This is a genomic window from Rhodococcus sp. NPDC076796, assembly GCF_040702765.1.
Lineage (GTDB): Bacteria > Actinomycetota > Actinomycetes > Mycobacteriales > Mycobacteriaceae > Rhodococcoides.
Window position 1 is genome coordinate 710,212 of record NZ_JBFBMS010000003.1, and the last position, 22,783, is coordinate 732,994.

Consider the following 22,783-nt stretch of genomic DNA (forward strand, 5'->3'; position numbering starts at 1 on the left):
CGGACCGTTCGCACAATTACGCAGTTCGAAACCGCAAGCGGCGCAACGATGCCCGAATTGCCCGATCTACACGCGTCCGACGGAGGCCACGAACACCTCGGCCTCGCCCGAATCGGCGGTCACGGTGACGGATTCGTCTGCAGCGGGTATCCAGGCAGAGCTGCCCTGCGGCACCGTCAGCTCGACCTGTCCGCCTTTCGTACCGGCCACGACGGTGCCACTGGTGCACAACAGAATTCTCGGGCCGGAGCCGGGAACGGCGACCGTCTCCCCCGCCGCAACCGCAGTCCGGCTCAGTGCGAATTCGGGTGCAGGCGTCGGATAGAGGTAGGTCGGTCGATCGTCGACACCCGGGGTGATGGGCGAGATGTCGGCAGGCTCGAAATCCAACACACGCAACAGTTCCGGAACGTCGACGTGTTTGGGAGTCAGTCCGCCGCGCAGCACGTTGTCGGAGTTCGCCATGATCTCCACGCCGGTACCGCGCAGATACGCGTGCAGGTTCCCAGCGTCGAGGTACAGACCCTGGCCGGGAGTCAGTGTCACCCGATTGAGCAGCAGCGCCGCGAGCACTCCGGCGTCACCGGGATACGACTCCCCGAGCTCGAGCAGAGTTCTGGCCTCGGCGGCGAATCGTCCACCGTCCGTGCGTGCGGGACCGGAGAGATAGTCGATGCATCCCTGGGCGACGGCAGGCAAGATGTCGTCCAATGCCTGCCCGGGCAGCGTGATCCACGAGGTGAACACGGTGCGCAGCCCGGAAGCGTCCGGCTGGGCGGCCAGCAGGGTTCGATACCCACCCAGGGCGGGGACGGCCAACGCGTCGAGCAGTTCGACGGTGTCGGCGGGCCGCCGGAAGCCCGCCAACGCCTCGAACTCGGTGAGCGCGACGATCAGCTCGGGCTTGTGGTTCGGATCCCGGTAGTTGCGTACCGGAGAGTCGATGGGGACACCCGCGGCGTTCTCGCGTGCAAAGCCTTCCCGGGCCTGAGCACTGCTGGGATGCGCCTGCAGCGACAACGGCTCTTCTGCGGCAAGCAGTTTCAGCAGATACGGCAGGCGCGACTCGAAGTGCTGTGCAGAGCCGCCCAGGTGCGTGCCCGGGTCGCCGTCGATCAGCGTGAGCAGTGGTGTGCTGCCGCCCTCGTGCACGACGTGCGCGGAGTCGGCCGGGTGAGCGCCGAGCCAGATCTCTGCCTCGGGATGATCGGACGGCACCTGGCGGCCTTGAATCCGAGCCAGCGCCGTTCGCGAACCCCATGCGTAGGACCGCACCGCGCCTCGCAAGAGCTGCACTAGCTACCGCCCATCAACAGCAGATACGCGGCAGTGGTGTCCAACCGCGTCGCCAACACGGACATCGTGTCGAGCACCGAAAGTCTATCCGGATCCGGCACCGGTGCGGGGTTGTCGAATTCGGATCTCACGCGATCGCCGCCGAACAGCGGCTCACTCGAATCGGCGAGCAACAACTCCGATTCCGGAACACCGGCGATTCGTCGTTCGGTCATCGCGCGATCGGCCTCCGAGGCCACCACGACGACGCGCATCGGCAGCACCGGCGGTGGTCCGTCGAGCTGCTCGTCGTGAAAGAACGAGTCGAATGTCTGTGGTGTGCCGGATGATTCGACGACGGACGCCCGGATGGATGCAGCAATGACGTCGCCCAGCTCCCCCGCACCGACGACGACACCCGCAACGCGCAGCAGCACCTCGCTGCCGTGCCGAGCGACCTCGACCGCAGCGGGACTGCCCCCGGTCAGCACCACCCGCCGACCGTTCAACCCACTGGCGAGGGCCTTGGCCGGATTGTGGAACATCTCGTTGGACGGACTGTTTCGTACCGCCTCTGCGTCGAGCAGGTCTGCAAGACGAGACAAATTGGGCAGCAACGTCTTCCACGACCCGCCGGCAACCGCCCCCAGTACGGCCACGAACGCGGCGAGGTAGCGCATCAGAGCATTGTGGTCACGGACTGCGATTCGCGGCGGCAGCCACATGACTCTGGCTCCCCGAACGGCACGCAGAGGCCCCTCCTCGGGGGCGACCACCACGACTTCGGCACCGCGCCGGGCTGCCGCGTCGACCGACTCGGCCAGTCGTGGATCCCCGGCGTCGTCGCCTGCCACCACCACCACGTCGAGTGGGCCGATCCACGGCGGAGTTCCGGTGCTTCGTACGAGAGGGACCCCGAGGCGATCACCGAGCGCGGCGACGAGCAGTGACGCTGCCCGGCTGCTCCGTCCGTCGCCGGTGACGATCACCACGCTCCGGGGACGCAGATCGGCCAGCCGGGCCAGAACCGATTCGTCGACCGCGGTCGCAACGGCACGAACCTGCGCGCCCGCCAGCGCTGCGCTACGCAGGGAGCCCTCACGATCGGCTGCGATGAGAGCATCCGAATCGTCGAGATCGACCAGAGACGACACTGCCGTCATGGCTGCGACACCTCCCCTTACCTCACCCGCTCGAAACGTCTGCATACCCACTCATGAACCCTTGGTAACCACTATTCCAGTCCAGCGCGAACGATGCTCAATATCTCTGTCGAAAGCGCGTCGACATCCGCTGCGGTGCGTGCTTCGACGTTGAGCCGCAGCAGCGGTTCGGTATTCGAGGCCCGCAGGTTGAACCAGGCACCGTCGGCGAGATCGACCGTCACACCGTCGAGTCGGTCGATACCCGCAGTCCGATCCGCGAACGCCGCCAGTACCGCCTCGGTGCGTTCTGTTGCATCGTCGACGGTCGAGTTGATCTCGCCCGATGCACTGTAGGTCTCGTAGGTGGCCATCATTTCCGAGAGCGGGCGATCCTGTGCCCCGAAGGCAGCGAGAACGTGCAGCGCGGCGAGCATGCCGGAGTCTGCACCCCAGAAGTCACGGAAGTAGTAGTGCGCAGAGTGCTCTCCGCCGAATATGGCTCCGGTGTCGGCCATCTCCTGCTTGATGAACGAGTGCCCCACTCGGGTGCGGACCGGCGTGCCACCGAGCTTCTCGACCAGCTCCGGTACTGCTCGCGAGGTGATCAAATTGTGGATGACGACCGCGCCCGGCTCCTTGGCCAGTTCGCGTTCGGCCACCAGGCAGGTCACCGCCGATGGTGACACCGGGTCGCCCTTCTCGTCGACGACGAAGCACCGGTCGGCGTCGCCGTCGAAGGCAAGGCCGATCTCGGAACCGGTCTCGACGACGAATCGCTGCAGGTCCACCAGGTTCGCCGGGTCGAGTGGATTGGCCTCGTGATTGGGGAAGCTGCCGTCGAGTTCGAAGAACAACGGTTCGATCGTCACCGGCAGCGGCGCGAACACGGCGGGCACGGTGTGTCCGCCCATGCCGTTGCCTGCATCCACCGCGATCTTCATGGAGCGAATACCCGACAGATCGACCAGGTCGCGCAGGAACTGGGCGTACTCGGCCAGCACGTCACGAGACGCCACGGTCCCGGCGGGGCCGTCGAACTCCGGCACCCCGTCCACCAATTCGGCCTTGACCGTGGCCAGGCCGGTGTCCTGGCCCACCGGCTTGGCACCGGCGCGGCAGAGCTTGATCCCGTTGTACTTCGCCGGATTGTGACTGGCGGTGAACATCGCTCCCGGGCATTCGAGCATGCCGGAGGCGAAGTAGAGCTGATCGGTCGACGCCAGCCCGATGTGCACCACGTCGAGGCCCTGAGCGGTGACGCCGTCGGCGAACGCCCGCGACAGTGCCGGCGAGGAATCACGCATGTCGTGCCCGATGACGACCGATCGCGCGGCCCCGGCCTCGTCACGAACCAATCGTGCGAACGATGCACCGACGTCACGCACGAACGCCTCGTCGATCTGCTCACCTACGACGCCACGGACGTCGTAGGCCTTGATGACGGCGTTCACGGACTCTGCGGTTCGGGCCACGAAGATTCTCCTGGTGATCGTTGTCGACGACGCCGCACATCGGCGTCGGATATCGAGCGTCGGTAGCGGTGCGATCCACACCAAGTATCGGCGGACCGTCGCGGTCCGTTTCGGTCCTGCTCACGGAACCTTGCCAGACGGCAGACGGACCGGCCAGTCGGACCGATGCACACCACACTCGGTGTGCTCGGACGGCTCAGGACGTGGGGTCGGGAAGAACTCGAAGGTGCCCGCGCCTGCCCGTTCGGACGGCCGGAGCGGATCGGCGTTCGGTGTCGGACGGCCGAGAGATCGAGCGGTCGGAGCTCTCGCGATCCTCGGAGCGGACGCGATCGCCGCGGCCCGCTTCGCGTACGGCTTCCGCGAGGGCCGTCAGATCGTCCTCGTCGGGGCTCGACGTCGAGTAGCCGCCTTCGTACCGCACCAGTTCCCAGCCCTTGGGAGCGGTGGTGGTCGACGCGTGCACCTCGCACAGATCCCAGGAATGCGGCTCGTCGACTGTGGCCAGCGGTCCGACGACCGCGGTGGAATCGGAGTAGACGTATGTGAGCGTCGCAACGGCAGAACGGTTGCAACCAGGCCTGCAGCAGCCACGCAGTGATCTCACGAGTGCAGAGTATCCGGTGGGTGCAACCGACCGAACGACCGACACACCGGACGAGCGCGATAACCTCCCCCTATGCCTCGATTCTCTTCCGCGCGCAGGATCACCTCTCGATCCGTGGCCCGGCACGGCCGCGGCGTGCGCGGACCGGTTCTGCCCGAGGACATCCCGGCCAGGCGTTCACGAGCGGAGAAGTTCGACCGGCTGGTGCTCGAGGCGTTCGCTCGGATCGATCATCGGTGGCACGAGAAGCTCTCGAAACTCGACATCGCCGTGGACGAGGTACCCAAGATCAGGGCGTTGGATCCGGAATCGGTGACGTGGCCACCCGAGGTGGTGGCGGAAGGCCCGGTACCGCTCTCACGACTGGTACCCGCCGGGATCGACAAGCGCGGGGAGACGACACGCGCCAGGGTGGTGCTGTTCCGGCGACCGCTGGAACGGCGGGCCAAGCACCCGGAGGATTTGGAAGATCTGTTGTTCGAGGTTCTGGTCGAGCAAGTGGCCACGTATCTCGGCATCGACCCCGACGAGATAGACCCGGCCGGGGAATGATCGATCCGCCCGGAGACGGAACCGAACCACTCAGCCGATTCCGCGCTTGAGCCTGCGACGTTCCCGCTCGGACAGCCCACCCCAGATGCCGAACCGCTCGTCGTTGGCGAGCGCGTACTCGAGGCACTCGTCCTTGACCTCACAGCCGAGGCAGATGCGCTTCGCCTCGCGGGTGGAACCACCCTTTTCCGGGAAGAAGGCCTCGGGGTCGGTCTGCGCGCACAGAGCGCGCTCCTGCCACTGGTCCTCGATCTCCTCGAACATCTCGTCGAAACCCGCGACGAGACTGAGAAACGGCTTGGCCGGTGGAACCGACTCGGCGACGAACGGCATCGAGTCGGCGTCGGAATCCGAGTCGAGTTCGACGTCGGTGTCGATGACGTCGACGTCGGTCTCGTCCGTCGGTTCGACGTACGCAGAACCCGCGTCGATCGAGACGCTCGAATCTGCGCCGATGCCGGACTCGGTTTGCGGCGCGTCGTCGACAGCGCTGAGATGTGCAGTGGGTCCGCCCCGCTGATCACGTGTCACGTGCTGGTCATACATCGCTTCCGCCTCCTCACCTGTGGTAGCGCAGATACTTTCGGTCCTCGTGTTCTCGAATACCTTGCCCCGCGCCGATATTCGATCGAGCTGGTCCAACGTGTCGGTCCGACTCTCGACCTCTACTCGACGTCCAGTCAGGGACGAACAGAAAGGGAACGAGTGTTCGAAACCAGGTTCGCTGCAATCGAACTCGTGCTGCGAACACTGAATGACATACCTGTGATTAGACACGTCCAGGTGTGTCGCGGTCAAGCCGATCGAGCAAATCCAATACCATCACATGCCCGAAATCGGCGCTCTCCCCGGATCGGAGCCCGTCCCGTGCGTGTCGCGGCGGTTATGGCACCTGCACACCGTCCTCTCGCACGGGTGCGGCACCGGGTGGGCGCTCACCACGCACCACCGCAACCCCACTAGGCTCGCGTGTTGTGAAAGTTACTGTTCTGGTCGGTGGTGTCGGTGGCGCTCGGTTCCTTCAGGGTCTCAAATCCTTGTTCGGCGACAACCCCGAGCACGAGATCACCGCCGTGGTCAACGTCGGCGACGACGTGTGGATGCACGGACTCCGTATCTGCCCGGATCTCGACACGTGCATGTACACCCTCGGCGGAGGAATCGACACCGATCGCGGCTGGGGTCGCATCGCGGAGACCTGGAACGCACGGGACGAATTGGCAGCCTACGGTGCCGATCCCGACTGGTTCGGACTCGGCGACCGCGACATCGCCACGCACCTGATCCGCAGTCGTATGTTGCGCACCGGCTATCCGCTGTCGGCCGTGACCGAAGCCCTGTGCAACCGTTGGCAACCCGGAGTCCGGCTCCTGCCCGTCACCGACGATCGCTCCGAGACCCACGTCGTCGTCACCGATCCCGACGACCCGAGCGGGGAGCAGCAGCGCGCAATTCACTTCCAGGAGTGGTGGGTTCGGTACCGCGCACAGATTCCGACCCACAGTTTCGCCAACATCGGGGCCGAACAGGCAACTCCGGCACCGGGAGTCGTCGAGGCGATCACCGAGGCCGACGCCGTCGTTCTCGCGCCGTCCAATCCGGTGGTGAGCGTCGGTGCGATCCTCGCGGTGCCGGGTATCCGCGGGGCGCTTCGCACGACGGCTGCCAAGGTGGTCGGGCTCTCCCCCGTCGTGGACGGTAAGCCGTTGCGCGGCATGGCCGACGAGTGCCTGTCCGTCATCGGAGTCGAGACCACGGCGCAGGCGGTGGGCCGTCACTACGGAAGCCGAAGCGGTACCGGCATTCTCGACGCATGGCTGGTGCACACCACCGATACGGCGGTCGTCGACGGGGTGGACGTGCAGTCGGTTCCGTTGCTGATGACCGACCCCGAGACCACAGCGGTCATGGCCCGCACCGCTCTGCGCGCAGCCGGACTCGACCTGTGACCGACTCCCACTCCACACACACTGCACCGGGTGATCACGCTCCCGGCGGGGCGATCGAAATTCTGCCGGTGACCGGGCTCCCCGAGTTCCGGCCGGGCGACGATCTGGCTGCGACCGTGGCGGACCGAGCGCCGTGGCTACGTGACGGCGACATCCTGATCGTCACCAGCAAGATCCTCTCCAAGGTCGAGGGCCGTCTGGTGCAGGCACCCCGTGATGCGGACGAGCGAGATGCCGCCCGCAGAGTCCTGGTGGAGCAGGAGGCCGTGCGCATCGTCGCCCGCAAGGGCCGAACCCTCATCACCGAGAATCGACTCGGCATCGTGCAGGCCGCGTCGGGAATCGACGGCTCCAACGTCGACGGTGGCGAACTGGCACTGCTGCCCGAGAACCCCGACGCCAGTGCCGCAGCGCTCCGCACTGCACTCGGCGCGCTGCTGGGGGTGACGGTCGCCGTGGTCGTCACCGACACCATGGGTCGGGCATGGCGGATCGGCCAGACCGACGCCGCCATCGGTGCCGCCGGCCTGGGCGTCGTACATGCGTACGCCGGAGCCGAGGACGGTCAGGGAAACGAGCTCGTCGTCACCGAGGTCGCGATCGCCGACGAGCTCGCTGCCGCGGGCGATCTCGTGAAGGGGAAGCTCGGCGGGGTTCCGATCGCCGTCGTGCGTGGACTGACTCCCGTCGACGACGGTTCCACCGCCGCGACGCTGCTGCGCGGCGGTGAGGACGACCTGTTCTGGCTCGGCACCGCCGAGGCACTCGATCGTGGTCGACGCGAGGCGCTGTTGCGTCGACGGTCGGTGCGCTCGTTCACCGACGAACCGGTCGATCCGGACGCCGTTCGCGGCGCCGTTGCCGATGCCCTCACCGCCCCGGCCCCGCACCACACCCGTCCGGTTCGGTTCGTCTGGGTCAGGACCCCTGCGCTCCGACGCCGGCTACTCGAGACGATGCGTGAGCAATGGCGAGCCGATCTGGCCGGCGACGGGCTGAGCGAGGAGCGGATCGCCGCCAGACTCGGCCGCGGCGACATCTTGTTCGACGCCCCCGAGATCGTGATCCCGTTCTGCGTGCCCGACGGCGCGCACTCGTATCCCGACGAGAGGCGTCGGGCCGCGGAGGACACGATGTTCACCGTCGCGGTCGGTGCCGCCGTTCAGGGGCTGCTCGTCGCCCTCGCGGTGCGCGAACTGGGCAGCTGCTGGATCGGTTCGACGATCTTCGCCGCCGATACCGTGCGCGCCGAACTCGGCCTGCGCGCAGACTGGAAAGCGATGGGAGCCATCGCAATCGGGCACCCGAGCGAAACGCTGACCGTCAGGGATCCGGTGGTTCCCGGGTCCTCGCTACTGGAGCTCTGAGTCGTGTCGGAGTCGCCACTGCCTCATTCGACACTGCCTCACTCGAAACTGTGGCACTCGGCTGCAACGACACTCGACCGGTGGGCACCGTCGGATGCGGGCGAGGAATCGCTTCGGCATACCATGCTGGCGTTTCTCGACAGCAACCCGAACGCCTGCCTGCGCGCCAACGAGGCAGGCCATTTCACCGCATCCTCGTTGGTACTCGACACGTCGGGAACCCATGTGCTGCTGACGCTTCACCCGAAGGTCGGTCGGTGGATTCAACTCGGCGGCCACTGCGAACCGACGGACGACACGGTTGTCGACGCGGCGCTGCGGGAGGCCACCGAAGAATCCGGGATCGCCGAGCTGACGGTCGATCCGATTCTGCTCTCCGCGCACACGCACCCGATCACCTGCTCGCTAGGAAAGCCGACGCGGCACCTCGACCTGAGGTTTCTGGTGCGGGCTCCGGACGGCGCGCGAGCAGTGCGCAGCGAGGAATCGACCGATCTGCGCTGGTGGCCGGTCGATGCCCTGCCCGACGACGCCGAGCGCGAGACGATCGATCACCTCGTCGCGCTTGCCGCGCTTCGCTGATCGATCGCCCCCACCGGCGTCGTGACGTCAGACGTCGGTCGAGAAACGCACTCCACCGTCGGGCAATTTGACCCCGGGCCACACGCGCGCGCCGCGGAGCAACTCGCAGCGAGCCCCGATGTCGGCACCGTCGCCGATGACTGCGTCGCGCACCAGTGCACGGGGTCCGATACGGGCACCGAAGCCGAGAATGGATCGCTCGACGACGGCCCCTGCTTCGACGATCGCACCGTCGAACACGACGGCACCGTCGAGGCGGGCACCCGCTCCGATTTCGGCACCGCGTCCGACGACGGTTCCACCGATCAGCAAGGCACCCGGTGCCACGCCTGCACCTGGGTGGACCAACGATTCGCCGCGATCACCGTGCAGTGCGGGCGACGGCGCGATGCCGCGAACCAGATCGGCCGAGCCCTTGACGAAATCCTCCGGTGTTCCCATGTCTCGCCAGTACGCACTGTCGACGTGCCCGTAGACCTTCTTGTCCTCGGCGAGCAAGGCGGGGAACACCTCTCGCTCCACCGACACCGGGCGATCGGATGGAATGGACTCGATGATCTCGCGCTTGAAGACGTAGCAGCCCGCATTGATCTGATCGGTCGGCGGATCCTGAGTCTTTTCGAGAAACGCTGTCACTCGGCCGGATTCGTCCGTCGGCACGCAACCGAACGCGCGCGGGTCACCGACGCGAACCAGGTGCAACGTGACATCGGCCTCGGTGGTTCGATGCGTGTCGAGGACAGCTGTCAGATCGGTACCGCCCAGGACGTCACCGTTGAAGACCATGACGTTCTCGGCGCGCAGACGCGGCAACACGTTTCTGATGCCACCGCCGGTGCCCATCGGCTCGGTCTCGAAGACGTACTCGAGTTCGATACCGAGCGAGGATCCGTCCCCGAAATGCTGCTCGAACACTTCGGCTTTGAACGAAGTACCGAGAACCACGTGCTCGATACCCGCAGCCTTGATGCGCGCCAGCAGGTGCGTGAGAAACGGCAGCCCTGCGGTGGGAAGCATCGGCTTGGGTGCCGAGAGCGTCAGCGGCCGGAGCCGAGTTCCCTTGCCGCCCACCAAGATGACTGCGTCGGTACGTGCGGCGACCGATGTGGAACTATCCGACATGTCCAGCCTCTGTTCTCTCGTCCGATTCTCGTCCGTCAACTGCACGCGCCCGAAGCGCCGAGGCCACAACGATCTTCGAGCGAAGACCGAGACCGCCGCGCAGTGCCCATCGTAAGGGAGCCTGCCACGTCCGGTCGTGCCGATCGGCCTGGAACCGGTACGCGCTGGTGTGATGCGCGGGCAACATCACTTCCGGATGCCGTCCTGCCGCATGGCCTTTCGAGTGGGTCACCTCGACATCGGGAACGTAGACGTTGTGCCAGCCCGCTCTGCCGAGCCGGTCGCCGAGATCCACGTCCTCCATGTACATGAAGTAGCGCGAGTCGAATCCACCGATCGAGTCGAACGCCGAACGCCGCAGCAACAGGCAGGATCCCGACAGCCACCCCACCGGCCGCTCGCTGACCGTCTCGTTCTCCTGGCGATACCGCCGAGTCCACGGGTTCGTCGGCCAGAGCTTGCCCAACACCGCGTGGCCCGCACCGGACGTGAGATCGGGCACCGACCGTGCCGACGGGTACCGCGAGCCGTCGGGCTCGCGAATGAGCGGTCCGAGGGCACCCGCCCGTGGCCACCGCGCCGCAGCGTCGAGCAGGCCGTCGAGCGATCCGGGATGCCACCGCACGTCGGGATTGGCCACGACGACGAACTCGATGTCGGGGTCGATCTCGGCCACCGCGCGATTGACTGCTGCGCCGTAGCCGATGTTCGCGCCGGTTCGCAGCAGCTCCGCCTCCTCGAACGCGACCTCGGCTGCCTCGGGCGTACCGTCGACCGAGCCGTTGTCCGCCATGATCACCCGAAGGGGACGCGTCGTCGCCTCACGTAGAGACGTCAGGAACTGGTCAAGGTATTCGCCGGGTGAATAGGTCACCGTCACCACGGCCAGCTCGGAACTCACGCGGGCAAGACTAGCCCGATCTCGCGTCGAACCCTCATGTCGACTGCGCCAAGGCTGCTGTCAACGCGTCCGACCACGGCCGCGCCTGCGTCAAACCGGACTCGACCCACGCGGTCGGTGAGAGCACCGAGTACGCCGGGCGAGGTGCCGGAACCACGTACTCGGCACTCGAGCACGGCTGCACTCGCTCGGGATCGGCTCCGATCCCCGCGAACACCGCGCGTGCGAGGTCGAACCAGCTGGCCTGCCCCGCATTGGTGTAGTGCAGCGTTCGTGCGCGCACAGCAGGGTCGGCTTCTATCTCGAGCAGGCCCGACGCCAGATCGAGGGCGAACGTGGGCGAGCCGATCTGGTCGTTCACCACAGAGAGCGTCTCGCGCTCACCTTCGAGTCGGCGCATCGTGGTCACGAAATTCTTGCCCGTGTTGTCGTACACCCATGCGGTCCGCACGATCACGGCCTCGGGCAGCTCCTCGTGCACAGCGAGCTCGCCGGCGAGCTTGGTGCGTCCGTACGCCGACTGCGGCGCGGTCTCGGCATCGACCTCGTACGGTTCGGTTGCTGTGCCGTCGAACACATAATCGGTGGAGACGTGGATCAGCCGGGCTCCGACACGCCCGCAGGCGCGCGCGAGATTTCGAGGGCCGTCCGCGTTGACCGCGGACGCCCTGGCCTCGTCGGTCTCGGCGGCATCGACGGCGGTGTACGCAGCACAGTTGATCACCGTTGCCCCCGCGCTCACCGCGGCAGCCACGGCGTCGGGGTCGGTGATGTCCAGGTCGGCGGAGGAATATCCGGACACCTCGACACCGTCACCTCGTTCGGAGGCCAGAGACATCACTCGGCGGCCCAACTGGCCGTGTGCACCGGTCACCACGATCGCATTCACGGTTGCCAAGTGTGGCACGCCGCGTTCGCTTCGGCGAGGCAGCGACCGGCGACAAGTAACCTTCGAACGGCGGGGGGAGAACAACGAAGTAGGCGGGTGTTTCAGACCGGCCGGAAACGAGAGAGGGTCGTCACGGTGCCACGAGATCCAGGCACGCCCGGAGGTGAGCGCACTCCCCCGCCGAGGCGGAGCGCTCCCCGGCGACCCGACGGTCCCCGAGCGCGCACCACGGGCCGCCCCAGCGACCGAGGCGGCGCTGCCCACCGATACGGCGACGACGAACTCCGCGGAGAACGCAGGCAGAGAACCCGCAGCGAAGGTACGGACAGACCGCGCCGGCCGGATCGGCGCAACCCACGCGGTGGCGTCGAGCAACCCGAATCCGGCGGCAGGTCGCCTCGCGCCGCCGGTACCCGGTGGCCGGCGACCCACGTCGCGGTCGCCGTGCTCTCGATCCTCGTCCTGCTGGTGACCGGTTTCGCATGGCGCAGTGTCGACAGCCTGCGCTCCAACATCGCCACCGCGGGTGGTCTCGGTCTCGGCGGAGCCGCCGACGGTGCCGTCGACATTCTGATGGTCGGCACCGACAGTCGTACCGATGCCCACGGCAACGCGTTGTCCCCCGCGGAACTGGCGTCCCTCAATGCCGGCGAAGAGGTGGCGTCCAACACCGACACGATCGTGCTGATCCGCGTCCCGAACGACGGTTCGTCGGCCACCGCGATTTCCATCCCGCGAGACTCGTACGTCGAGGTACCCGGCATCGGAATGTCGAAGATCAACGCTGCGTACGGCGCGACCAAGGAGAACAAGCGGCTCGAATTGGTGGAGCAGGGTGTCACCGACGCCGATGCCGAATCCCAGGCCACCGAAGCCGGGCGCGAGGCCCTGATCGACTCCGTCGCCAACCTCACCGGTATCACCGTCGATCACTATGCCGAGGTGGGGCTGCTCGGTTTCGTGCTGCTGACCGATGCCGTCGGCGGTGTCGAGGTGTGCCTGAACAACGCTGTGCAGGAACCACTGTCGGGTGCGAACTTCCCGGCGGGCGTGCAGAAGCTCGCCGGTTCGCAGGCTCTGAGTTTCGTCCGTCAGCGGCACGATCTTCCCCGCGGAGATCTGGACCGCATCGTGCGCCAGCAGGTGTTCATGGCCTCGCTCGTGCGGAGTGTGCTCAGTGCCCAGACGCTGAGCAACCCCGGAAAACTGGGCCAACTCAGCACTGCTGTGCAGCGATCGGTGACGCTCGATTCCGATTGGGACATTCTGCAGTTCGCCACTCGCCTGCAGGATCTCGCCGGCGGCAAGGTCAAGTTCGAGACGATCCCGGCAGTCGACATCAATGCGACGACCGAGTTCGGCGAATCGATCGTGCAGGTCGATCCGGCTGCGGTGAAGAAGTACGTCGAAGGACTGCTCGGCGACGGCAATTCGGCAGAGACCAACGCCGAGGATTCGGACGCACCGGTTGTCGATCCGTCGACGGTGACGGTGGATGTCGCGAACGACAGCGGGATCGACGGACTCGCCAACGGTGTCGCCGGTTCGCTGACCGCATTGGGATATGTCGACGGCACCATCGGCAACTACGAGGGCACGTCGATCTCGGCGAGCCGCATCCAGGCTGCCGATGTGGACAGTGACGCCGCGCGCGCCGTCTCGGCAGCGCTCGGCGGACTACAGATCACCGCCGACGACTCGCTGTCGGCGGACACTGTGCGCGTGGTACTCGCGAACGACTACGCGGGGCCCGGCTCGGGTCAGGCCGCGACTGCGGAAACCATTGCTCCCGAATCGGGTACGGCGATTCCCGAGGCACCGGCCGCTCCGATCGACGCCGGCTCCACCGGTCCGATGTGCGTCAACTGATCGGTACCGCTCACAGCGTGTGAATCGGTGTCGGCGAGCGTCATCTAGGGTCGTGGGGTGGCTTCGAATCTGACTCAGACCCTGCTCGACCCGATTCTCGCCGCCGATCCGGCCGGTCCGCGCGTGACGTTCTACGACGATGCGACCGGTGAGCGGGTCGAGGTGTCGGCGGTGACCCTCGCGAACTGGGCGGCCAAGACCGCCAACCTGTTGCGCGACGAGTTCGGCTTCGAGGTGGGTGGCAGGGTGAGTGTGCTGTTACCCGCGCATTGGCAGACGGCTGCGGCGCTGCTGGGAATCTGGTGGGCAGGCGGCGAGGTGGTCGTCGGGGCCGACGACTCCGCGGACGTGGCGATGGTGTCGGGTGATCGGCTCGATGAGTCTCCCGACGCCGACGAGGTGCTGGCGTTCTCGCTCGACGCATTCGGCAAGGCAGTCCCCGATCTGCCGATCGGTATGACCGATTACGCAACGTCGGTGCGGGTGCACGGCGATCAGTTCAGGGTCGCGGGTTCCGGGAGCGGAGGCGCGGCGCTGGACGGGCGTTCGGTGGACGAGGTACTCGCTGCCGCTCGTGAGAGAGCCGACGCGCGGTCGTGGTCGGCCTCGGACCGAGTCATGTCCAGCGCGTCCTGGACGACGGCCGACGAGCTGGTCGACGGTCTGCTCTCGGTTCTCGTCGTGGGTGCGTCACTGGTTCAGGTGGCCAATGCGGACGAGGCGAAGTCGCAGCGGCGCGCCGAGACCGAGAAGGTCACCGCTACTACTGCTCAGCCGGGCTGACGGTAGCCACCGTCGGCGAGTCCGGCCTCTATCTCGTACTTGTTCGCCGGGCCCCGATGTCGCGCTTCTTCGGCGAGGTAGCGGAACGGGAAGGTGAGCCCGAAGTTCGCCCATTGGTCCGCATGTACGGCCTCGTGCCGCAGTACCCGACGGGCGGTGTTGCCCTTCGTCAGATAGGCACCGCCGAATGTCGTTCCGCCGCGGCCGAACCCACCGCGCAGCCCGGTGCACACGAACAGGGAGAACTCGTCGTCGAAGCGCGCCGTGCCGCGCCAGAGCCGGGCATAGAGCAACGCCGACCGCGTCACGAACATGGACTGCCGACTACCGCGACCCGCGCGTCTGATCTGCTCGCTCCGAGACACGGCTGCGTTCACCCGAGCAGAGTGGTGCGCAGCGCTTTGTCCTTCTCCAGCACCATGGCCTCGAGAGTGGCCTGGAACGCAGACATCCGTTCTTGCAGAGCCGGATCGGACGCACCGAGAATCCGGACCGCGAGCAGCCCGGCGTTGCGTGCACCACCGATGGAGACCGTGGCCACGGGAACACCGGCAGGCATCTGGACGATCGAGAGCAGTGAGTCCATACCGTCGAGGTACTTCAGGGGCACCGGAACGCCGATGACCGGCAGCGGCGTCGCCGACGCGACCATGCCGGGCAGGTGGGCCGCTCCCCCGGCCCCGGCGATGATCACCCGGATCCCGCGGCCTGCGGCCTCGCGGGCGTAGTCGAGCATGCGCTGCGGGGTGCGGTGCGCCGACACCACGCCGACCTCGAACCGAATTCCGAACTCCGCGAGCGCTTCTGCCGCGGATTCCATGGTCGGCCAGTCGGAGTCGCTGCCCATGATCAGGCCGACGGCAGGAGTGGAGCCTGCGGAACGACCATCGGGGGCAGGAGTGGAGCCTGCGGAACGACCATCGGGGGCAGGAGTGGAGCCTGCGGAACGACCATCGGGGGCAGGAGTGGAGCCTGCGGAACGACCCTCGGACGCAGGCCCGGCCGGATCGAGAGTGGAGTTGTCAGTCATCGTGCGGGTCCCATCCGTCGGTCCATTCGGCGTGCGACATCCAGTGCGCTGCGCGTTCGGCTCGCTCGCGCACCGAGGCCACGTAGGCGGGGTCGGCGAGCGAACCCGACTGCGCGCCCAGGATGTTCACGTGGCCGATCTTGCGATCCTTGCGCTCACTCTTGCCGTACAGATGCACTTTTGCATCGGGCATGCGGGCGAACAGGTGATGCAGCCGCTCGTCCATCGTCATCTCGGGGGCCTCGGGCGCGCCCAGAATGTTGGCCATCACGGTCAGCGGAGCGAGTGGATCGGTGTCACCGAGCGGGTAGTCGAGTACCGCACGTAGGTGCTGCTCGAACTGCGAGGTGCGGCACCCGTCCATGGTCCAGTGACCGGAGTTGTGGGGTCGCATGGCGAGTTCGTTCACCAGGAGCTTGCCCGAGGTGGTCTCGAACAGTTCGACCGCGAGGTCGCCGACCACACCGAGCGCACCTGCGATGTCGAGGGCCAGCCTGCCTGCGAACGTGGCCACGTCCTCGTCGAGGTCGGGAGCCGGGGCCAGCACGACGGCGCATTGGCCGTTGCGCTGCACCGTCTGCACGACGGGCCATGCAGCTCCCTGGCCGAACGGCGACCGTGCAACCATGGCCGACAGCTCGCGGCGCATGGCGACCTTCTCCTCCACCATGAGCGGTACACCCAGGTCGAGTTGGGCCGTGACGATCGCCTCGGCTTCCTCGGCGTCGGCGGGCATCCACACTCCGCGCCCGTCGTAGCCGCCGCGAACGGCCTTGAGTACCACCGGCCACCCGTGCTCGTCTCCGAACGCGATCGCGTCCTGCGCCCACGAAACCTCGGCGTAGGCGGGGCCGGGCGCGCCGAGTTCGGCGAGCTTGCGACGCATCCGAAGTTTGTCCTGGGCGAAAATCAACGCGCTCGGCGGCGGTTGTACGTTGACGCCTTCTGCCACGAGAGTCTCGAGGTGCTCGGTGGGCACCTGCTCGTGATCGAAGGTGAGCGCATTGGAACCGGTCGCGGCCGTACGCAGCGCATCGAGATCGTCGTGGTGCCCGAAGACGACGTCGGGGCTGACCTGAGCTGCCGGCTCGTCGGCCCCCGCGGCGAGGACGCGAAGAGTCTGTCCGAGCTCGATCGCGGACTGATGAGTCATTCGGGCGAGCTGACCGCCGCCGATCATCGTCACCACGGGCATTCCGGTCGACGACGGGCGCGCAGCAGTGGGGCGCGGTTCGGTACCTGTCACGGCTCACCATGGTGTCATGTCGCGCGCATTCGGTCCGACCCGGCGTCTGGCACGGAAGACGGCAAGCTGGGCGAGGACCTGTGGAAACCCTGATGATCAGAGCCTCGGTTCGGCGAAACCGGGGTGTGTTTCGTAGACTTCACCGTTGTGCCGACGATCGCAAGCGTGCTTCAACGCTTACCCACGCCCATTCGGGATCTCGCGATTCGGCACAGTGAGCTGATCAAGTTCGCCATCGTGGGTGGCACGACGATGGTCTTCGACCTCGTCATCTTCTACTCACTGAGCCTGACGGTGCTCGAGCAGAAGCCCGTGATCGCCAAGATCATCTCGGGTGTTCTCGCCACCCTGCTCAGCTACTTCCTCAACCGCGAGTGGGCCTTCAAGCATCGCGGCGGACGCGAGCGACACCACGAGGCACTGCTCTTCTTCGCGATCAGCGGCATCGGCGTGCTCATCGCAGCCGGTCCCCTGTGGATCGCGAACAACATCTTCGACATTCGCGACACCAGCGAATCCCTGACGACGGTGGTCATCATCGACTTCGTCCTCAACTACATCATCGGCAACCTGCTGCAAATGGCATTCCGGTTCTGGGCACTGCGCCGCTTCGCTTTTCCCGAGGACAACGCGCGGACGATCCTGGAAGTGGACGCCGAACGCAACGAGGACCCGACCGACGCAGCGGACGCACTCGACCAACCCTGAGACGCTCAGCGCGGCTCGCGTCGAGGCACGGCAGGCGACGGTTCACGCCACGCAGGCAGGAACACCGAGAAGAGCGCGGGACGGCGTCGCTGCAATTCCAGCCTGCCGCCGTCCGCCTCGATCAGGGCCCGGGCCAGAGCGAGCCCGACACCGGTGGAACCGGCTCCGGAGAATCCACGGTCGAAGATGTGCGGAGCGAGTTCGTTGCTCACCCCTGGCCCCTCGTCCGAGACCTCGACACAGACCAGTCGTTCACGGCGTCTCTCGGTGCTCTCGACGGCCGAGACGGCACGAACCGCCACCGTGCACGCCCCGTCCCCGTGCACCAGAGAATTGTCGATCAGCACCGAGACCGCTTCGCGCAACCGCGATCCGGTCACCGAGGCCTTCAGATCCACGTCACCCTTGATCACCAGGGTCCGCCCCGCGTCCTCGAAGTTTCGCTGCCATTCGACGATGGTGCCGATCAGTTCCTCGACGACCGAGACCTCGTGCGCGTCGGCCGCGCCGTCACTACGAGAGGATCGAACGAGCTCGTCGATGGCAAGGGTCAGTCGGTCCACCTGATCCATCGCCTCGTTGGCCTCGTCGACCACCGCCGGATCCGGGTGCGTGGAAATCTCGTCCAGGCGTAGGCGGACAGCGGTCAGGCGGCTGCGGAGCTGATGCGAGACATCGGCAACCAACGTGTGTTCACGCTGCAGCCGTCCGGCGATCTCGACGGTGGCCGAGTCGAGAACTTCCGAGACCCGATCGAGCTCGGCGATGCCGTGCCGTCGTGGGTCCGGCCGGAAGTCGCCCTCCGCCAGGCGAGCAGCTCGCCGCGCCACATCCTGCAGCGGATCGGCCAGCCGCTTGGCTGTCACGACGGCCACGACGGTGCCTGCCATTGCAGAGGCGAGAACGACGAGGGTCACCGCTCCGAGCGCCTGACGCTGAAGAGAACGCATGTCGTCGGACGGCACTTCGAGCCGAAGCGAACCCGAGGTACCCATCGACAGCGACTCCACCAGTGGTCGAGGCACGGAGGACTGTCCGATGTCCGCGCGCGATGCGGCATCCTCGGGGGTCGGGTAGATGACCACGAGCCGGCCACCCTGCGGGATCGCCAACCGAAGCGAGCCGATGTCGAGCTGGCCCTCGATCAGCCCGGTCGACCCTTCCTGCGAGATGATCTCCGCCGCCATTCGATCCAGGCGTGCCTGCAGGTCGTTGCGCGTGAAATCCTCCACCCACAACCAAGCGGTGTACATCAGCGGCAAACCGAGCAGCAACGCCGTCATGACGACGACAGCGAGAATCGAGACCAGAATTCGACGCCGCATCGACCGCTAGTCGCTGTTGATACGGAAGCCGACGCCGCGCACCGTCGCGATACGACGCTCGGCCACCGGTCCCTCGTCGCCGATCTTGCGACGCAGCCAGGACATGTGCATGTCGAGGGTCTTCGATCCACGCAGCTCCGCGTCGCCCCAGACCTCACGCAGGATCACTTCGCGAGAGACGACTTGGCCCGCATGGTCGAGCAGAACCTTGAGCAGCTCGTATTCCTTGTTGGCGAGAGATATCTCGCTGCCGCCGACCAGGACGCGTCGAGCAGCGGGTTCGAGGCGAATGGCACCGACCTCGATCGGGGAGTCCTCCCCGGCACCACGGCGACGAAGCAACGCACGTACGCGGGCCATGAGCTCGGCGAGCCGGAAGGGCTTGCCGACGTAGTCGTCGGCCCCGGCGTCGAGACCGACCACGAAGTCGACCTCGTCGGTTCGTGCGGTGAGCATGAGTACGGCAACCTCGGATCGGTTGGCACGCACCTGCCGACACACTTCGAGGCCGTCCATCCCCGGTAGGCCGAGGTCGAGTATCAGCAGATCGAATTTTCCGTCCAGCGCGCGCTGAAGGGTTGCGGGGCCGGTCTGTTCGACGGTCACCGTGTAGCCCTCACGCCCGAGAGCTCGGGACAGGGGCGCAGCGATGGCTTCGTCGTCTTCGGCAAGCAGCACGTCGGTCACATCGGTCACCATACGGTTCGAAGGTGAGAACAGCCTGTGTTACCTGCGTTTCCCAGCTCGCCAACCGGGCTTGGACTCGGCAGCCGAATCCTCGGGCATCGGCTCGAACGCAGCCTCCCGGCCGTGCACGGATTCGCGGCGGTACTCCATCGAATCGAATACCTGCTGGTAGAGCAGGGAATGCACTCGTTGCACGTGCGGAATGTCGTCGAACTCGAGTGGATCGTCCGATGCCGAGGCGATGATGAGCGTGCCGGTCCGCAACATCCGGTCGATCAGTCCGTGTCGAAACTGGACGTTGCTGATTCGGCTCATCGGAATGTCGATGCCGGAGTGGGTGAGCACGCCCTGCCTGATCAACACTCGTCGATCGGTGACGATGAAGTGCGTGCACTTCCAGCTGATCAGCGGCACCAGGCACCGCCACACGACGATCGCCGCCCACAGCACAGCGGTGGCGATCATGGCGACGTTCGCAGCGGTCGATTCGAGCCGCGCACTCGCGACCCCGAGGCCGACGCCTGCCAGGCCCGTGACGAGCACGAAGGTCACCGACGGCAGGACGAGCATCTTCCAGTGGGGGTGATGATGAAGCAGGAGCTCTTCCTCGTCGGCCAACGCGTCCTGTGGATAAGCCACGTGCACTCCTGACTACTCGCTACGACTTCCGTCGAGTCGATATGGTCTCACGAGAGAGGTCGGAGATGAGTGACATCACCGGCCGCTACGGCCAGCACCGACGGCCGGTCGGACCCGGGTTGCTCGACCTCGATCACGATCCGGCCGTGCTCGTCGACGTCGACCGCGGTTCCGACCTTCTCGTCGCCGCCGGGCAGATCGACTCGCACGCGCTGCCCGATGGTGCCGCACCTCTCCCGGTACCGGTGGACGAGGGCGTCGGTGTTCCAGTTCGAGTCCCGCCACGAGTCCACCTCGGCGGCCATTCCACGCAGAATCGCCCGAACCAACGTGTCGCGGTCGAGAACCGCGGCCCCCTCCAGCGCCAGTGACGTCGCCGTGGGTACCGGCAGCTCGTCGACCGTCATCGACACGTTCACTCCGAGACCGATGACGACAGTGGGCGACGGTCCGTGTGCGGCGACCTCGGCCAGGATGCCCGAGACCTTCTTGCCACCGATGAGGACGTCGTTGGGCCATTTCAGTCGAGCATCGACTTCACCGACGGTGCGCAACGCGTCGACCAGAGCGATTCCGGTCATGAGCGACACCCACCCGAGCACCGCAGGATCGATTCCCGGGAACTTCAGCAGCATCGACACCAGAATCTGTGACCGCGGCGCGCCGGAGAACGGTCGCGCGTGCCTGCCGCGTCCGCTGTCCTGATGTTCGGCGATCAGTGCCGTGCGGTCGGCGTAGTTCGCTGCCCCCGCGATCAGGTCGGCATTGGTCGAACCGGTTTCCGCTACCACGTCCACCCGCGACCAGGAGGCCTGCGGGCCGTCCACCAGTGCCCGGCGAAGCGCGCGAACGTCCAGTGGTGGGCGGTCGAGGTTTGTCCACATGCGCACCAGCATATGGGCTCGTCCGACAGGCCGACGACCTCGGCGAACCACCCTCGGTCGGGGCGCAGATCACACTCGCAGTTAAAGTGGTTCCCCATGACCAGCGTCCAGGATTCCACTGCACACGGGTCGGCCGAAGCCCCCGATATCCATACCACTGCGGGTAAATTGGCCGATCTTCGTAAACGTCTCGCGGTTGCGGAGATTCCGTCCGGTGAGGCAGCGGTGGACAAGGTCCACGCCAAAGGCAAGCTGACCGCCCGCGAGCGGATCACCGCCCTGCTCGACGAGGGCTCGTTCGTCGAACTCGACGCCCTGGCCAGGCACCGCTCCCAGAACTTCGGGTTGGCCGACAACCGGCCCTTCGGTGACGGTGTCGTCACCGGCTACGGCACCGTCGACGGCCGCGATGTGTGCGTGTTCTCCCAGGACGCGACCGTCTTCGGCGGCTCGTTGGGGGAAATCTACGGCGAGAAGATCGTCAAGGTCATGGACCTGGCCGTCAAAACCGGACGCCCCCTGGTCGGCATCAACGAAGGCGCCGGAGCCCGCATCCAGGAAGGGGTCGTCTCCCTCGGACTGTACGGCGAGATCTTCCACCGCAACGTCCGCGCCTCCGGGGTGATCCCGCAGATCTCGGTGATCATGGGACCCGCCGCGGGCGGGCACGTCTACTCCCCGGCGTTGACCGACTTCGTGGTCATGGTCGACGGCACGAGCCAGATGTTCGTCACCGGACCCGACGTCATCAAAACCGTCACCGGCGAAAACGTCACCATGGAAGAACTCGGCGGCGCGAGAACCCACATGGAGAAATCCGGGGTCGCACACTACGTCGCCTCCGGAGAACAGGACGCCCTCGACTACGTCCGCGACCTCCTCTCGTACCTGCCGTCGAACAATCGCGCCGACGCCCCCCGCACCGCACCCTCGGACCCCGTTGTCGGGTCGATCGAGGACTCGCTCACTGCCGAGGATCTCGAACTCGACACCCTGATCCCCGACTCGCCGAACACTCCGTACGACATGCACGAGGTCATCACCCGGATCCTCGACGACGACGAATTCCTCGAAGTCCAGGAAGGTAGGGCCCGCAACATCATCGTCGGGTTCGGGCGCATCGACGGCCGATCGGTGGGGATCGTGGCCAACCAACCCACCCAGTTCGCGGGCACATTGGATATCGACGCCTCCGAGAAAGCGGCGCGGTTCGTGCGCACCTGCGACTGCTTCAACGTCCCGATCATCACCCTGGTCGACGTACCGGGCTTTCTGCCCGGCACCGGCCAGGAATACAACGGCATCATCCGACGCGGCGCGAAACTGCTCTACGCCTACGGCGAAGCGACCGTCGGGAAGATCACCGTCATCACCCGCAAAGCGTACGGCGGGGCGTACGACGTGATGGGATCCAAGCACATGGGAGCCGACGTCAACCTCGCCTGGCCCACCGCGCAGATCGCGGTCATGGGAGCCTCCGGTGCCGTCGGGTTCGTCTACCGCAAACAGTTGCTCGACGCCGCGAAGAACGGTGAAGACGTCGACGCCCTCCGCCTGACACTGCAGCAGGAATACGAGGACACCCTCGTCAACCCCTACATCGCCGCCGAACGCGGCTACCTCGACGCCGTCATCCCCCCGAGCCACACCCGCGGCCAGATCGTCACCGCACTACGACTACTCGAACGCAAACAAGTCACCCTCCCACCCAAGAAACACGGAAACATCCCACTATGAGCGGCGAAGCGAAT

The 22,783-nt window shown here is 66.3% G+C and carries 23 protein-coding genes; 8 read left to right on the forward strand and 15 right to left on the reverse strand.

The genetic code is table 11. The features are described 5' to 3' along the window. Positions 1-66: 66 nt before the first annotated feature. The 4 genes from manA to AB0366_RS13580 form a co-directional block, all read right to left on the reverse strand. On the reverse strand, positions 67-1,296 hold the full coding sequence (gene manA, locus AB0366_RS13565) for a mannose-6-phosphate isomerase, class I (protein WP_366244328.1): 1,230 nt from the start codon (positions 1,294-1,296) through the stop codon (positions 67-69). Then, positions 1,296-2,438: a tobH protein gene (locus AB0366_RS13570; RefSeq protein ID WP_121870292.1), complete on the reverse strand. Its 1,143-nt coding sequence runs from the start codon at positions 2,436-2,438 to the stop codon at positions 1,296-1,298. Before AB0366_RS13570 ends, manA begins: the two co-directional genes overlap by 1 nt. Positions 2,439-2,509: 71 nt before the next feature. Next, entirely contained in the window at positions 2,510-3,892 is a 1,383-nt protein-coding gene (locus AB0366_RS13575; protein WP_366244329.1) for a phosphomannomutase/phosphoglucomutase, read from the reverse strand. Between the two features lie 196 nt (positions 3,893-4,088). After that, entirely contained in the window at positions 4,089-4,499 is a 411-nt protein-coding gene (locus AB0366_RS13580; protein WP_183130194.1) for a DUF3499 domain-containing protein, read from the reverse strand. A 72-nt stretch (positions 4,500-4,571) separates the two neighbouring features. On the opposite strand from AB0366_RS13580, the gene AB0366_RS13585 reads away from it, so the two are divergent. Further along, positions 4,572-5,051, forward strand: a complete 480-nt coding sequence (locus tag AB0366_RS13585) for a metallopeptidase family protein (RefSeq protein WP_121870293.1) — start codon at positions 4,572-4,574, stop codon at positions 5,049-5,051. A gap of 30 nt (positions 5,052-5,081) precedes the next feature. Here AB0366_RS13585 and AB0366_RS13590 read toward each other — a convergent pair whose 3' ends face one another. Continuing rightward, positions 5,082-5,315 carry a WhiB family transcriptional regulator gene (locus AB0366_RS13590; RefSeq protein ID WP_027496498.1) on the reverse strand — a complete coding sequence of 78 codons (234 nt, stop codon included), beginning with the start codon at positions 5,313-5,315 and terminating at the stop codon, positions 5,082-5,084. 710 nt (positions 5,316-6,025) lie between these two features. Between AB0366_RS13590 and cofD the strand changes: the two genes are divergently transcribed. The 3 genes from cofD to AB0366_RS13605 all read left to right on the forward strand — a co-directional run bounded on the left by cofD (position 6,026) and on the right by AB0366_RS13605 (position 8,949). Next, positions 6,026-7,000 carry a 2-phospho-L-lactate transferase gene (gene cofD, locus AB0366_RS13595; protein ID WP_366244330.1) on the forward strand — a complete coding sequence of 325 codons (975 nt, stop codon included), beginning with the start codon at positions 6,026-6,028 and terminating at the stop codon, positions 6,998-7,000. Continuing rightward, positions 6,997-8,367, forward strand: a complete 1,371-nt coding sequence (locus tag AB0366_RS13600; RefSeq protein WP_366244331.1) for a coenzyme F420-0:L-glutamate ligase — start codon at positions 6,997-6,999, stop codon at positions 8,365-8,367. The genes cofD and AB0366_RS13600 overlap by 4 nt, the downstream gene beginning before the upstream one ends. A 123-nt stretch (positions 8,368-8,490) precedes the next feature. Further along, complete coding sequence (locus AB0366_RS13605; protein WP_121872534.1) at positions 8,491-8,949, forward strand: NUDIX domain-containing protein; 459 nt, start codon at positions 8,491-8,493, stop codon at positions 8,947-8,949. A gap of 27 nt (positions 8,950-8,976) precedes the next feature. Here AB0366_RS13605 and AB0366_RS13610 read toward each other — a convergent pair whose 3' ends face one another. The 3 genes from AB0366_RS13610 to rfbD are packed head-to-tail and all read right to left on the reverse strand — an operon-like array spanning position 8,977 to position 11,861. Then, entirely contained in the window at positions 8,977-10,071 is a 1,095-nt protein-coding gene (locus AB0366_RS13610; RefSeq protein ID WP_121870296.1) for a sugar phosphate nucleotidyltransferase, read from the reverse strand. After that, positions 10,061-10,972 (reverse strand): glycosyltransferase family 2 protein, encoded by a 912-nt coding sequence (locus AB0366_RS13615; RefSeq protein ID WP_121870297.1) that lies wholly within the window; start codon positions 10,970-10,972, stop codon positions 10,061-10,063. Before AB0366_RS13615 ends, AB0366_RS13610 begins: the two co-directional genes overlap by 11 nt. A 34-nt stretch (positions 10,973-11,006) precedes the next feature. Beyond that, on the reverse strand, positions 11,007-11,861 hold the full coding sequence (gene rfbD, locus AB0366_RS13620; protein WP_366244332.1) for a dTDP-4-dehydrorhamnose reductase: 855 nt from the start codon (positions 11,859-11,861) through the stop codon (positions 11,007-11,009). A gap of 444 nt (positions 11,862-12,305) precedes the next feature. Here rfbD and AB0366_RS13625 point away from each other — a divergent pair, with 444 nt between their 5' ends. Together AB0366_RS13625 and AB0366_RS13630 are read left to right on the forward strand one after the other, a co-directional pair. Beyond that, the gene (locus AB0366_RS13625; RefSeq protein ID WP_121872535.1) at positions 12,306-13,730 is read left to right on the forward strand and encodes an LCP family protein; all 1,425 of its coding nucleotides are present in this window, start codon (positions 12,306-12,308) and stop codon (positions 13,728-13,730) included. Positions 13,731-13,787: 57 nt separating this feature from the next. Further along, the gene (locus AB0366_RS13630) at positions 13,788-14,513 is read left to right on the forward strand and encodes a TIGR03089 family protein (protein WP_121870299.1); all 726 of its coding nucleotides are present in this window, start codon (positions 13,788-13,790) and stop codon (positions 14,511-14,513) included. Here the strand turns inward: AB0366_RS13630 and AB0366_RS13635 are convergent. From AB0366_RS13635 to AB0366_RS13645, 3 genes are all read right to left on the reverse strand, one after another. Next, positions 14,501-14,827, reverse strand: coding sequence for a hypothetical protein (locus tag AB0366_RS13635; protein ID WP_121870300.1), 327 nt, complete (start codon positions 14,825-14,827; stop codon positions 14,501-14,503). The two genes, AB0366_RS13630 and AB0366_RS13635, sit on opposite strands and share 13 nt — an antisense overlap. Positions 14,828-14,886: 59 nt before the next feature. Continuing rightward, entirely contained in the window at positions 14,887-15,360 is a 474-nt protein-coding gene (gene purE, locus AB0366_RS13640; protein ID WP_366244454.1) for a 5-(carboxyamino)imidazole ribonucleotide mutase, read from the reverse strand. 175 nt (positions 15,361-15,535) lie between these two features. After that, positions 15,536-16,789, reverse strand: coding sequence for a 5-(carboxyamino)imidazole ribonucleotide synthase (locus AB0366_RS13645; protein WP_121870301.1), 1,254 nt, complete (start codon positions 16,787-16,789; stop codon positions 15,536-15,538). A 147-nt stretch (positions 16,790-16,936) separates the two neighbouring features. On the opposite strand from AB0366_RS13645, the gene AB0366_RS13650 reads away from it, so the two are divergent. Continuing rightward, positions 16,937-17,497 (forward strand): GtrA family protein, encoded by a 561-nt coding sequence (locus tag AB0366_RS13650; protein ID WP_183130195.1) that lies wholly within the window; start codon positions 16,937-16,939, stop codon positions 17,495-17,497. 5 nt (positions 17,498-17,502) lie between these two features. On the opposite strand, the gene AB0366_RS13655 is transcribed toward AB0366_RS13650, so the two are convergent. From AB0366_RS13655 to AB0366_RS13670, 4 genes are read right to left on the reverse strand one after another with little or no spacing between them, the layout of a single operon-like run. Next, a complete protein-coding gene (locus tag AB0366_RS13655) occupies positions 17,503-18,822 on the reverse strand; it encodes a HAMP domain-containing sensor histidine kinase (protein WP_366244333.1) in 1,320 nt (439 codons plus the stop codon). Positions 18,823-18,828: 6 nt separating this feature from the next. Further along, a complete protein-coding gene (locus AB0366_RS13660) occupies positions 18,829-19,509 on the reverse strand; it encodes a response regulator transcription factor (protein ID WP_121872536.1) in 681 nt (226 codons plus the stop codon). Positions 19,510-19,548: 39 nt separating this feature from the next. Next, entirely contained in the window at positions 19,549-20,148 is a 600-nt protein-coding gene (locus tag AB0366_RS13665) for a PH domain-containing protein (protein ID WP_237669608.1), read from the reverse strand. Between the two features lie 47 nt (positions 20,149-20,195). Continuing rightward, positions 20,196-21,032: a biotin--[acetyl-CoA-carboxylase] ligase gene (locus AB0366_RS13670; RefSeq protein ID WP_121872537.1), complete on the reverse strand. Its 837-nt coding sequence runs from the start codon at positions 21,030-21,032 to the stop codon at positions 20,196-20,198. Between the two features lie 96 nt (positions 21,033-21,128). On the opposite strand from AB0366_RS13670, the gene AB0366_RS13675 reads away from it, so the two are divergent. Then, positions 21,129-22,769: an acyl-CoA carboxylase subunit beta gene (locus AB0366_RS13675; RefSeq protein ID WP_121870305.1), complete on the forward strand. Its 1,641-nt coding sequence runs from the start codon at positions 21,129-21,131 to the stop codon at positions 22,767-22,769. Positions 22,770-22,783: the final 14 nt, after the last annotated feature.